Origin of the sequence: Actinomyces sp. HMSC08A09 (assembly GCF_001807465.1) — a bacterium.
Classification (GTDB): domain Bacteria; phylum Actinomycetota; class Actinomycetes; order Actinomycetales; family Actinomycetaceae; genus Actinomyces; species Actinomyces oris.
This window is the reverse complement of record NZ_KV789133.1, coordinates 1-12,451: the sequence shown is the minus strand read 5'-3', so window position 1 is coordinate 12,451 and position 12,451 is coordinate 1. Positions and strand designations below refer to the sequence as shown.

Genomic DNA, 12,451 nt, shown 5'->3' with positions numbered 1-12,451 from the left:
CTCCCCTCGGGGCTACTCCTCGGCGAGGGCCTTGGCGATGGCCCGCATGGTCACGTCCCGGCTGTAGCCCTTGCGCCCCAGCACGGCCGCGGTGCGACGCCGGCGCACCTCCCAGGGCAGGTGGCCGGTGGCGGAGAGCTTCTTGCGAGCCAGCGCCAGCGCCGCTGAGTCCTCGTCCTCGGAGCTGATCTGCTCGAGGGCCTCGGCGACGTCCGACTCACCCAGCCCCTTGCGCCGGAGTTCCTCGGCGATGGCTCGCCTGGCCGCCCCCTTCTCCGCGAAGCGGGTGCGCGCGAGGCGGGCCGCGTAGGCGGTGTCGTCAATGACTCCGGCGGCCTCCAGACGGTCGAGGACCTCGGAGGCTACACGGGGGTCCACCTCCTTGCGCTCGAGGAGCTCGGCCAGGGCGGCGCGAGGAGCCGCGCTGCGGTCGAGGCGGCGCAGGACGATCTCCCGCGCCGCCTCGACCGCCTGCGCATGGGCGTCAGGGATGAGCCAGGGCATCAGAACCCGCCGGCCTCCTCACCGAAGATGGTGTCCGATTCATCCGCCGACGCCTCCTTGGGAGTCTTCACGCTCTTGGAGGTCTTAGCAGTGGAGGTGGTCTTCTTCCCGCGCCCTCGGGCGCTCTTGACCGCGCTCGTGGCGGCGGTGTCAGCGCTCTCCACCGGGACGGCTGCCGCGGCCACGGCGGCCTCGGCAGCAGCGAGCTCCTCAGCCTCCCGGGCCTTGCGGCCGGGCTCACCGATGCCCAGGGCGGCGAGGATCTTCTCCTCGATCTCGGCAGCCAGCTGCGGGTTGTCCTTGAGGAAGTTGCGGGCATTCTCCTTGCCCTGACCGAGCTGGTCCTCCCCATAGGTGAACCAGGCCCCCGACTTGCGCACCACGCCGTTGTCCACTCCCAGGTCCAGCAGGCTGCCCTCGCGGGAGATGCCCTGGCCGTAGAGGATGTCGAACTCGGCCTGCTTGAAGGGCGGCGCCATCTTGTTCTTGACGACCTTGACCCGGGTGCGGTTGCCCACGGGCTGGTCCCCGTCCTTGAGGCCGCCGATGCGGCGCACGTCCAGGCGCACGGAGGCGTAGAACTTCAGGGCCTTCCCTCCGGTGGTGGTCTCCGGGTTGCCGAAGAACACACCGATCTTCTCGCGCAGCTGGTTGATGAAGATGGCGGTGGTGCCGGTGGAGGACAGCGCACCGGTGATCTTGCGCAGCGCCTGGCTCATGAGGCGGGCCTGGAGACCGACGTGGGAGTCCCCCATCTCTCCCTCGATCTCAGCCTTGGGGACCAGGGCCGCCACGGAGTCGATGACGATGATGTCCAGGCCGCCTGAGCGCACCAGCATGTCGGTGATCTCCAGGGCCTGCTCCCCGGTGTCCGGCTGTGAGACCAGGAGGTTGTCGATGTCGACGCCCAGGGCCTTGGCGTAGACCGGGTCGAGGGCGTGCTCGGCGTCGATGAAGGCCGCGTTCCCGCCGGCCCTCTGCGCGCTGGCCACGGCGTGCAGGGCGACGGTGGTCTTTCCGGAGGACTCGGGCCCGTAGACCTCAACGATGCGCCCCCTCGGGAGCCCTCCGACCCCCAGAGCCACGTCGAGGGCGACCGACCCCGTCGGGATGACGGAGACCGGAGGACGGGACTCGTCCCCCAGGCGCATGACGGATCCCTTACCGAAGCTCTTGTCGATCTGGGCGAGGGCTGTGGCCAGGGCCTTGGAACGGTCCTGGGTCTGGCTGGCAGCAGGCATTGTTCTACCTCGGTTCTCAGGGCGGCGCGCAGCCGCGGCGGACATGGCTGGTCAACTTCGGCGAGGTCCCCTCTCCGGGGCTCACCAACGACGGTATGCCTGACCACTGACATCTATCTCGGCCCCACATCAGCCCTGTGGACTCACGTGGCGTCGTCGTCGTTCGTGGAGAACAGTACCCGAACACCTGTTCGATCGTGACATCATCGTCACGCGCGTGTCGGCGGCTCCAAACATGTCCCCCGCATCCGCCCTCGTCACCTGGGCTCAGCGACGCGGATCCGAGCGGAAGATCCACCGCTCGGCATCCGAGCGCTCGGTCTCCTCGCACAGAAGACCCCAGACCCGCTCCGGGGCCACTCCGTCGTCGAGCGCCTGCACGCAGGTCACCCCCAGCCCCGGAAGAACCAGATCCTGAGCCAGGGACCGGCCGTAGGCCGGACCGAAGACCGCCTCGACGGCGTTCCAGAACTCCGAGTGCTTCACCACTCCCCCTTTGTCAACAGGCAACCCGGCGGCGAGTCCACTCGTCGTGGCCCCACCGCCGGGAAGGTCGGCTCACTGGTAACGATCTGCGCGCCACAAGAGCAGCGCACGCAGAGCGTCAGCGGATGGTCACCGCAGGGCGACCCCCTGCTGACGCACGAGCTCATCGGGAACCGTGTCCGGAATCATGACGCCCTCGGTCAGGGCGATGCGGTCGGAGACCTCACGCAGCACCATGGACAGGGGGGCGTCAAGCGCCTGGCAGATGGAGGCGAGCAGCTCGGAGGAGGCCTCCTTCTGACCGCGCTCGACCTCGGAGAGGTATCCCAGGGAGACACGGGCCTGCGAGGAGACCTCGCGCAGCGTGCGTCCCTGGTGCTGTCGGACGCCGCGCAGGACTTCTCCGATCTCGCGGCGCAGGACGACATTCTCGTGCTTCGGGGTGTCCACGGACACACCGTACCCTGCCCCGGGTCCCTGGCGCATCGGCATCCGGTTGTTGATCGGGCGAGTGGTGCGGGGGTGAGTCGTGTTGTTCATCGTCTAGCACAACCATTCACGTCGTGGATTCATTCCCGCCACGTGGGGCCAGCTCTCCGGCTCCGGTGACGTTGAGAACCACTCTACCGGAATTCCTGAGAGAAATCTGAAATACGTCTTAGTCTGCGGTCTGTAGTTGGTCAGTCGTCATTGAGAAGCAATCAGGGCTGCGGCCCACACTCGTCCTTCTGTAGGAAGCCGATGGCCAGCTCACACACGTCCATCACGGTGGCGCACCGGATCTGCGAGCGATCACCGCCCAGGTGCAGCTCGCGGTGCCTCTGTCCCCAAGGAGCGACGACGGCGACATGGACCGTTCCCGCCGGATGACCGTCTGCCGGCCCCGGCCCGGCCACCCCGGTGGTGGCCAGCCCCACATCGGCCCCGAGGAGCCGGCGTACTCCATCCGCCATCTGCAGGGCGACATCACGGTCCACCGGCCCGGTCCGCTCCAGGTGCGCAGCATCGACCCCGAGGAGCTGCGCCTTGATCCGGGTGGCATAGGCCACGACCGTTCCCACGAGCACACGGGAGGCACCGGGGACCTCCACCAGACTGGAGGAGACCTGCCCGCCCGTCAGCGACTCGGCGATCGCCAGAGTCACTCCGTGGTCGGCAGCGGCCTGCAGCAGAGCCGTCGCCACGCGGACACGGTCCTGGGCGCCCTGCGCATCCACGATCACAGCGGCATCCGCCTCGGGAAGGTCACTGGCCGCTCCGTCCGCTCTGACGGCTCAGCCGCATCGCCTCGCGAACATAGTCCAGGCCAGTCACCACCGTGACGATGAGTGCCGCAGCCACAATGACGTAGGCCGTCTTAGTCAGGAACGCGGCCGGGCCCGCGGGAAGCAGGAGCATGGACCACGGCGTGAGCAGCCCGACCAGCCCCACCATCTGCAGCGTCGTCTTGATCTTGCCGCCGCGCGAGGCCGCCATGACGGCACGGCGCAGCATGAAGAAGCGCAGAACCGTGATGCCGAGCTCGCGCACGACGATGAGGATGGTGACCCACCACCACAGTCGTTGGTTGATACTCAGCAGAACGAAGGCGGACAGGGTCAGCGCCTTGTCCGCGATCGGGTCGGCGATCTTGCCGAAGGAGGTCACCAGCCCCCACGAGCGCGCCAGCTGGCCGTCAAGGCGGTCCGTGAAGGCCGCCACGACAAAGACCACGACTGCGGCGAGCCTGGCCCGGTCCCCGGGCAGCAGAGAGAGCCAGATGAAGACGGGCACGAGCAGCAGGCGCAGCACCGTCAGGACGTTGGCGATGTTGAGCAGCGGCGCCTGCTCTGACGGCGCGGCGCCATCCGGGGCGGTCGGGGCGTTCATCAAGACCAGCCTAGTCGCGGACGAGCTCCCACCGACGCAGAAACCTCGATCCATCTTCTCAACGGCCTCGCATCCGAGCGGCTGCACCGTACGCGTCATGCTCCATCGCAGACGACACGCGACATAGGATCTGTTTTCACCCACGGTTCACGCTGCCATCCACATACATCCGCCTGGCACTGGTGAAGCCAGCACGAACTGTGCACACACCTTGAAGGTTCGCTTCTTACATTCATCACCATGCACTCATCCACCTCTCTACCATCACCTTCACCAGGCTCCGCATGTCTCACCCGCAGGTCACGGGGTCCTGGCCTGCTGACCGCCGTCGTTCTCACCGCATCCGTCGCCATGAACGGTTGCTCGACGAGTTCCGATCAGGCTGTGCCGGCTCAATCGCCGACTCCGTCCGCCTCCGCCAGCGTCGGCGGCTCGCAGGACGTGCACTTCACCGTGGGTTACGCCGGCGACGTCCTCATGCATATGCCGGTGATGGAGTCCACTCCGGCAGGCTCAGGGGATATCACCGCCAACATCGCCGCTGAGACCCCCTGGGTCGAGGGCCTGGATCTGGCCCTGTGCGGGATGGAGGTACCTGTCGCTCCGGACGGGGTCTACTCGGGCTACCCCGCCTTCGGCACCTCTACCGAGGTCGTGGCCGCCTTGGCGAGATCCGGATGGGACGGCTGCGCGACCGCCTCCAACCACGCTGCGGACCGGGGGGAGTCCGGCGTCGTGGCCACCTTGGACGCCCTGGACGCTCACGGGTTGGGCCACGCGGGCACCTACCGGAGCCAGCAGGACGCCTCGGTGCCCTTCGCGCTCTACGAGCTGGAGCGGGGCGGGCGCACCGTGACCGTCGCCCAGATCTCCACGACCATGGACCTCAACGGCCTGGAGGATCCCACCGGATACTCCGTGTCGCTCAACGACATCGGCGCCATCACGAAGGCGGCGAAGTCGGCCCGTGCGGCGGGTGCCGATCTCGTCGTCGTCCATTCCCAGCTCGGTGAGGAGTACGAGACCACGCCCAACGACAAGCAGGTCTCCTACGCCCAGTCCCTGGCCGACACCGGGCAGGTCGACATCTTCTTCGGCGCTCATCCCCATGTGCCTCAGCCCGCCGAGAAGCTCTCCGGAGGAGTCGGGGGCAAGGGGATGTGGGTGTCGTACTCGGCAGGCAACTACATCTCGAACCAGGATGAGGAGTGCTGCGCCCCGCTGTCCGACGTCGGTCAGCTGGTCTGGGCCGACGTCACCTCCCACGCCGACGGCTCGGTGAGCGTGGACAAGCTGAACTGGCACCCGTTCACCATGGATCTCGCCGGCGGCCACAAGATCAGGGACCTGGCGGCGCTTCACAACGGCGAGCAGCCTGCCGGCCTGGGGCTGAGCAAAGAGCAGATCGACCGGCGCTGGAGCCTGCTCACCTCTCAGGTCAAGGACGCCTCGACCATGGCCACCACACCGCCCAAGCCCACCGGACCGGCTCCGACGATTCCCAGTCGGGAAGAGGTCATCACACGGGCAGGGGCACACCCGGCCCCGCAGGGCGCGGCGTCGGCCTCCGCCTCACCACGATGAGCCGCGGCCTGTGAGCGACCAGGCGTCCTCGGAGTCCTCATCGGCGGAGGTGTCGTCCCAGGACTCCGACTCCGGCAGGCTGGAGGCGACCTCCAAGGGGTCCGTGCTGTAGCGGTTCGACGGCATGACCGCAGTACGGGGCTCATTCGCGGCCGGAGCCGACGGGGCCTCGGAATCGGGCTCGCCTTGAGACGCGTCAGGGGCCTCGGGACTCTCCGCGCTTCCCGGCGCACCGCCCTCGCCCTTGATCCAGGCCAGGGTCTCCTCGAGCTGCTCGGGCTGGACGAGGACGTCGCGGGCCTTGGATCCCTCCGAGGGGCCGACGACCTCACGGGACTCGAGCAGGTCCATGAGGCGTCCGGCCTTGGCGAAGCCGACGCGCAGCTTGCGCTGGAGCATGGAGGTGGAGCCGAACTGACTGGAGATGATGAGCTCGGCGGCCTGCAGTAGCAGGTCCATGTCATCACCGATCTCCTCGTCGATCTGCTTCTTGACCTCCGGGACGACGACGTCCTCGCGGTACTCGGGCGTCAGCTGGGACTTGACGTGCTCGACGACGGAGCGGATCTCGGACTCGGTGACCCACGAGCCCTGGATGCGCACTGGCGTGGAGGCGCCCGGGCCCAGGTAGAGGGCGTCACCCTGGCCGGTGAGCGTCTCGGCCCCGTTCTGGTCGAGGATGACCCGGGAGTCCAGCTGGGAGGCCGTGGCGAAGGCCAGGCGCGAGGGGACGTTGGACTTGATGAGGCCGGTGACCACCTGGGCGACGGGACGCTGGGTGGCCAGCACCAGGTGGATCCCGGCAGCGCGGGCCAGCTGGGTGATGCGCTGGATGGAGGCCTCCACGTCCTTGGGGGCGGTCATCATGAGGTCGGCGAGCTCGTCGACGACGACCAGGAGGTAGGGGTAGGGGCTCAGCTCTCGCTGGGATCCCGGCAGGGGCTGGACCTCGCCTGCGCGCACCGCCTTGTTGAAGTCGTCAATGTGCTTGAAGCCGAAGGAGGCCAGGTCGTCGTAGCGGGCGTCCATCTCGCGCACCACCCACTCCAGGGCCTCGGCCGCCTTCTTCGGGGAGGTGATGATCGGGGTGATGAGGTGGGGGATGCCCTCGTAGATGGTCAGCTCCACCCGCTTGGGGTCCACCAGCACCATGCGCACCTCCTCAGGCGTGGCGCGCATCATGATCGAGGTAATCATCGAGTTGACGAAGGAGGACTTACCCGAACCGGTCTGCCCGGCCACCAGCAGGTGCGGGGTCTTGGCCAGGTTGGTGACGACGTAGTCGCCCTCGACGTTCTTGCCCAGCCCGACCACCAGCGGGTGCGCCTGCTTGCGCGCGGCCTGGGAGCGCAGGACGTCGCCGAGCTTGACCATCTCCCGGTCGCTGTTGGGGATCTCGATGCCGATGGCGCTCTTACCCGGAATGGGGGTGAGCAGACGGATCTCGTCGGAGGCCACTGCGTAGGCGATGTTCTTCTCCAGCCCCGTGATCCGGGAGACGTTGACCCCCCGGCCCCGGTGAACCTCGTAGCGGGTGACCTGGGGGCCGCGCGTGTAGCCGGTGACCGTGGCGTCCACGTTGAACTCGGCGAAGACGTTCTGCAGGGACTCCACAATGGCGTCGTTGGCGGGGGTGCGGGTGGAGTGGCCCGGGCCGGGACCGAGCAGCGCGTCATCGGGCAGGGTGTAGGTCGATCCGTCAGGCAGAGCCATGTCGCTCATGGCGATCTGGTCGGCGAGGTCGGGCTCCTCCAGCGCGACCTCGGGGGTCTCCTCAGTGACGGCGTCGAAACCGGAGGGCGACTGCGGGGTCGGCTGCGGTGCGCTGCGCTTGGCGGATGAGGGTTTGCGCTGCCCTCCTGCGGCCGGGCCGGAGGCCACGGATCCACCCGCCGGGCCGGCGGGCCTGCTCCGGGTGGCGGAGGCGGCCGAGGATGCCGGGGAGGCGATGACATCAGTCTCCTCGCCCACGTCCGGGATGACGAAGTCCTCGCCCTCGGAGTGAGCCCCGTGATCGGCGCCCGGCTCGAAGAGCTCGGTGATCGTCGTCTGCTGGGCCTGCCGGTCGGCCGAGCGCTTACGGCGGCCACTGCCCCGTTTACGTGAGGCCGACTCCTCCACCTCCAGGGCGGAGCGGAAGGGCTCGTCGCCGTCATAGGAGTCCAGGAGCGCCGTCTGATCCGAGTCCGCGCCCGAGGCGCCGGCCCGCTCAGAACCTCCGCGGACCCGCCCCAGCAGGCGCCGGGCCAGGGAGTCACCCGATCCATCGGCGCCGTGGGAGGCTCCGTCACCGTCCGCGGCCCGGTACTGATCCAGTAGGTCACGGATCTCGGCAACGGTCTTGCCGGACAGGACCAGGGCGGAGAACGCGGTCAGGAGGAGGAACAGGATGAAGGCCCCCACGGAGGAGAACAGTGCCGCCAGCGGGTAGCCCACCAGCCACCCCAGCAGCCCTCCGGCCCTCTCCAGGCCGTCGATGTTGCCCTTGAGGACCGGGTTGCCGCTGCCGACCTGGATCATTCCGGTCAGAGCGGTCAGCAGCCCCAGGCAGCCCACGGAGACCCGTGCGTGCACCGCCCCCAGGCTGTGGACCCGCAGCATGGCGACGCCCAGCGCAGCCAGGAGCGGGGGCACAAAGACACCCAGGACGCCAACGGGACCCGCGGCGATGTGGTGCAGGAGATCGCCTGCGGCACCGGAGATCCCGAACCACTCGCGCAGTGCCTGCACCGCTGCGAGGGCCAGGATGAGGAAGGCCCAGCCGGTACGGCGGTAGCGTCCGCCCGAGGGCCCGGTTCCAGGCGCGGAGAAGGGTGCGGTTCCTGGAGCGGAACCGCCTCGATTACGTCCTCTGCCGGTTCCCGGTGAAGGCGCAGCTGTTCTCGTGGTGCGACGATTGGCCATGATGCCCTAGAAACTATCGGATTCTCGGTGTCATTGACCTTGCCACGCCGCCCGCCCCGGCCGGAGACACGTCACCTTCTCGGTGTCGCGGTCCGGTACGGGGACTCATCCCCTGAGGGCAGAGGCAGGCGCGCCCCGGGCCCCCGTCAGGACCTCTCATCGTCGGCGCGGAGGAACTCATCGATCTCCTCGCACAGCGGGGCCTGGGCAGGGCCGCTGCGGGCCACGGCGTGGGCGGCGGCCGCGTTGGCTCGCCTGGCCGCCTCGACGACGTCGAGCCCGCCCAGGAGGCCGGCGACCAGGACACCGGTGTGCGTGTCTCCCGCTCCCGTCGTGTCCACGACCTCACGCACGAAACCGGGTACCTCGATCGGCTCACCGCCTACCGGGTGGAGAACACAGCCGTTCATGCCGGTTCGGTGGACGATCAGTGCTTCAGGGCAGGCCTGCCGGATGGCACCGGTGCCGCCCAGTCGCTTCTCGAGGCGCCCCATCTCCAGGTCGTTCCCGGTCAGTATCGTCGCCCTCCTCAGCAGCGGAAGGAGCACCTGGTCGGGGATGTCGGGCTGGACCGGGCCGAGGTCGATCACCAGCCCGACGCCGTCGGGGATCGACAGGAGCCAGTCGGCCAGGATGCCGCGGCTCGTGTAGTGGGCCAGGTCGTAGCCCGTGGCGTAGACCCAGTCCCCGGCCCTGAGGTCGATGCTCTCGAGATCCTCACGCTGAGGCTCGCCCTCAACACCCGCGGTGGTGATGAAGGTGCGTCGGCCGGAGGGCTCGATGAGCGTGGTGCAGGTGCCGATGTCCCCGACGAGCTCCTCGACGAGCAGCTCGACCCGGTCCAGCCGCATCGACTCACGCACCCGCGCGGAGTTGGGCCCGGTTCCCAGGGTGGCGGCCAGGGCCGTGGGAACGCCCTGCCGGGCTGCGGCCGAGACCACGGTGTACCCGCCACCGACGACCGGACCCGACGACGCCCCGGTGATCGCCCCTCCCGGCGTCGGCACGCTGCTGACGTGGAGGGGGATGTCAATGAGGATGGATCCGGTGGATATGAAGCACGCGGGCCGGAAGAGAGTCATGCAGTAAGCGCCCTCCCGCTATGCCTCGATGACGACCGGGACGATCATGGGACGGCGCCTGAGGCGGCGCCCGATCCAGCGCCCCAGGGTGCGGCGCATGACCTGCTGGAGGGAGTAGGCGTCCGCCTTCCCGGTCTCCAGCGCAGCCGACAGGGCCTCGGTCACATCGGGAAGGATCTCCTCGAAGACCGAGTCGTCCTCCGCCACGCCCCGCGCCTGGATGTGGGGGCCGGCCAGGATCGTGCCGGTCGTGGTCTCCACCACGGCGTAGACCGAGACGAAGCCCTCCTCCGCAAGGATGCGGCGGTCCTTGAGCTCGGCCTCGTCGATCTCCCCCACCGAGGAGCCGTCGACGTAGATGTAGCCGCAGGGCACCTGGCCGGCGATACGGGCCACTCCACCCTCCAGGTCGACGGCCACGCCGTCCTCACACAGCATGACCCGTTCCGGGGCGATTCCCGTCTTGACGGCGAGCCCACCATTAGCCACCAGATGACGAATCTCACCGTGAATGGGCATGACGTTGCGGGGCTGGACGATGTTGTAGACGTGGAGCAGCTCCTCAGAGGAGGCGTGCCCGGAGACGTGGACCTTGGCGTTGCCCTGGTGGACCACGCGTGCCCCCAGCCTCATGAGCTGGTTGATGACCCGGAAGACGGAGTTCTCGTTGCCGGGGATGAGGGAGGAGGCGAAGATGACGGTGTCCCCGGGCTCGATGGTGACGCTGCGGTGCTCGGAGTGGGCCATCCGGGACAGGGCCGCCATGGGCTCTCCCTGAGAGCCGGTGACCATGAGGACTCTCTCGTGCGGGGGCAGCGAGATGATGTCCCGGGCATCGATGAGGACGCCGGCGGGGACCTTGAGGTAGCCGCGCTCGGCGGCGATCCCCATGTTGCGCACCATGGAGCGCCCCACGAGGGCGACCCGCCTGTCGTGCAGGGCGGCGGCGTCGAGGACCTGCTGGACGCGGTGGACGTGGCTGGCGAAGGAGGCCACGACGATCTGCCCGTCGGAGTCGGCGAAGACGTTGTCCAGGACCTGGCCGATCTCGCCCTCGTGGCCCACCATGCCCGGGACCTCGGCGTTGGTGGAGTCCACGCAGAACAGGTCCACGCCCTCCTCACCGAAACGGGCGAAGGAGCGCAGGTCCGTGATGCGCCCGTCGATGGGCAGGGAGTCCATCTTGAAGTCACCGGTGGCCAGCACGTTGCCGGCATCGGTGCGGATCATGACGGCCATGGCGTCGGGGATGGAGTGGTTGACGGCCACGAACTCCAGGTCGAAGGGGCCGTAGGAGACCTCCTCGTGCTCGATGACCTGGCGCAGCACCGGGCGGATACGGTGCTCCTTGAGCTTGGCCTCCACGAAGGCCAGCGTGAGCTCGCTTCCCACCAGGGGGATGTCGTCACGCAGGCGCAGCAGGTAGGGCACACCCCCGATGTGGTCCTCGTGCCCGTGAGTCAGGACCAGGGCGACGACGTCGTCGATGCGGTGCTCGATGGAGGAGAAGTCGGGAAGGATGAGGTCGACGCCCGGCTGGTCCTCCTCGGGGAAGAGCACACCGCAGTCAACGATGAGCAGCTTGCCGCCCAGCTCGAAGACGGTCATGTTGCGGCCGACCTCGCCCAGGCCCCCCAGGGGAGTGACGCGCATGGCGCCATCAGCGAGGGGGCCGGGGGTCTTCAGCGCGGGAAAGTTCGTCACGCGGGCATCCTACCGAGGATGTCTCGGATATCGATTGATACGGCGCGGGGCAGTTCGACGCCGTCGTGGTTCTGCAACGTTCCGACGGCGAGTTCAGGGACTTGCCGGGTTCGCTCTACGATATGCCGGTGACGACCACGAGCCTGCCGGATGACGGAGCCAGGGACACCGCTCCCTCTTCGTCAACCGAGTCACAGCCGAGTCCCGCTCCTCGTGAGAGCCGGCGAGGCCTCCTGGGAAGAGCCGCCCTCGCAACAACGGCGGGCGTGCTCGGCGCGGGCGCCGGCGCAGGAGCCACTCACTGGCGGGACACCCACCTCTCCCCCACCGCCAGAACCGCCCCTCGCCCGGCGGGCCCCGGCAGCGCGCTCGGCACGCGAGTGGTCTTCCAGACCGACGGGAAGTCCGGAAAGCTGGCGCTGACCTTCGACGACGGGCCGGACCCCCGTTGGACTCCACGGGTGCTCGACATGCTGGCGAGGCTGCACGTGCGGGCCACCTTCTTCGTTCTGGGCTCCGCGGTGCAGGCCCACCCCGAGCTGATCGCGCGACAGGTCGCCGAAGGACACGAGGTCGGGGTCCATAACTGGGTGCACACAGACGTCTACGGTGTGAGCTTCTCCGAGCTGAGCGACTCGGTGGACCGCACGTGTGAGGCGATCGAGGCGGCAGGCGCCCCATCTCCGCGCCTGTGGCGGCCTCCCTACGGCCGGGTTGACGCGCCGGCCATGATGGTTGCCTCGCTCAAGAAGATGGACCTGCTGCTGTGGAGCGTTCACACGCCAACGGCGGCCGCCGCCGACGCTGTCAAGGACGTTGCCGGCGCCGGATCGGTGGTGCTGTGCCACGACGGGCGCACGCAACCCTCCGAGGGCCTGTTCTCCGCCCTGGAAGGAGGTCTGCGCTCACTGCTGGAGCGAGGGCTCACCGTCACGACGGGCAGCGACCTGCTGGCCTCCGTCTGATGGACCACTGAAGAACCCTCACCCGCATGAGCGCGGTTCACCGCGGCGGCATGGGGCGAGCAGATGGGCGACTACACGAGGCGCCCGCTCCACCGTGCGGTGGAGCGGGCGC

General features: G+C 68.6%; 11 protein-coding genes. 2 read left to right on the top strand and 9 right to left on the bottom strand.

Going from position 1 to position 12,451, the window contains the following annotated elements; genetic code table 11:
* Window positions 1-12: 12 nt before the first annotated feature.
* The 6 genes from HMPREF3165_RS08360 to pgsA all read right to left on the bottom strand — a co-directional run bounded on the left by HMPREF3165_RS08360 (window position 13) and on the right by pgsA (window position 4,100).
* A complete protein-coding gene (locus HMPREF3165_RS08360; protein WP_070512404.1) occupies window positions 13-504 on the bottom strand; it encodes a regulatory protein RecX in 492 nt (163 codons plus the stop codon).
* Window positions 504-1,745 carry a recombinase RecA gene (gene recA / locus HMPREF3165_RS08355; RefSeq protein WP_070512401.1) on the bottom strand — a complete coding sequence of 414 codons (1,242 nt, stop codon included), beginning with the start codon at window positions 1,743-1,745 and terminating at the stop codon, window positions 504-506. Before recA ends, HMPREF3165_RS08360 begins: the two co-directional genes overlap by 1 nt.
* 267 nt (window positions 1,746-2,012) lie before the next feature.
* Window positions 2,013-2,234 (bottom strand): DUF3046 domain-containing protein, encoded by a 222-nt coding sequence (locus HMPREF3165_RS08350; RefSeq protein ID WP_081296298.1) that lies wholly within the window; start codon window positions 2,232-2,234, stop codon window positions 2,013-2,015.
* A gap of 126 nt (window positions 2,235-2,360) precedes the next feature.
* A complete protein-coding gene (locus tag HMPREF3165_RS08345) occupies window positions 2,361-2,771 on the bottom strand; it encodes a helix-turn-helix domain-containing protein (RefSeq protein WP_004565236.1) in 411 nt (136 codons plus the stop codon).
* Window positions 2,772-2,932: 161 nt separating this feature from the next.
* Entirely contained in the window at window positions 2,933-3,454 is a 522-nt protein-coding gene (locus HMPREF3165_RS08340; RefSeq protein ID WP_070512399.1) for a CinA family protein, read from the bottom strand.
* Window positions 3,455-3,476: 22 nt separating this feature from the next.
* Window positions 3,477-4,100 carry a CDP-diacylglycerol--glycerol-3-phosphate 3-phosphatidyltransferase gene (pgsA, locus tag HMPREF3165_RS08335; RefSeq protein ID WP_141110842.1) on the bottom strand — a complete coding sequence of 208 codons (624 nt, stop codon included), beginning with the start codon at window positions 4,098-4,100 and terminating at the stop codon, window positions 3,477-3,479.
* Between the two features lie 240 nt (window positions 4,101-4,340).
* Between pgsA and HMPREF3165_RS08330 the strand changes: the two genes are divergently transcribed.
* Window positions 4,341-5,684, top strand: a complete 1,344-nt coding sequence (locus HMPREF3165_RS08330; RefSeq protein WP_070512396.1) for a CapA family protein — start codon at window positions 4,341-4,343, stop codon at window positions 5,682-5,684.
* Here the strand turns inward: HMPREF3165_RS08330 and HMPREF3165_RS08325 are convergent.
* From HMPREF3165_RS08325 to HMPREF3165_RS08315, 3 genes are all read right to left on the bottom strand, one after another.
* Complete coding sequence (locus tag HMPREF3165_RS08325) at window positions 5,673-8,588, bottom strand: FtsK/SpoIIIE family DNA translocase (protein ID WP_070512393.1); 2,916 nt, start codon at window positions 8,586-8,588, stop codon at window positions 5,673-5,675. The genes HMPREF3165_RS08330 and HMPREF3165_RS08325 overlap by 12 nt on opposite strands.
* Before the next feature lie 146 nt (window positions 8,589-8,734).
* A complete protein-coding gene (locus HMPREF3165_RS08320; RefSeq protein WP_070512390.1) occupies window positions 8,735-9,670 on the bottom strand; it encodes a PfkB family carbohydrate kinase in 936 nt (311 codons plus the stop codon).
* Between the two features lie 18 nt (window positions 9,671-9,688).
* Window positions 9,689-11,323, bottom strand: coding sequence for a ribonuclease J (locus HMPREF3165_RS08315; RefSeq protein WP_070512699.1), 1,635 nt, complete (start codon window positions 11,321-11,323; stop codon window positions 9,689-9,691).
* 173 nt (window positions 11,324-11,496) lie between these two features.
* Here HMPREF3165_RS08315 and HMPREF3165_RS08310 point away from each other — a divergent pair, with 173 nt between their 5' ends.
* Window positions 11,497-12,339, top strand: a complete 843-nt coding sequence (locus HMPREF3165_RS08310; protein ID WP_370991903.1) for a polysaccharide deacetylase family protein — start codon at window positions 11,497-11,499, stop codon at window positions 12,337-12,339.
* Window positions 12,340-12,451 lie beyond the last annotated feature (112 nt).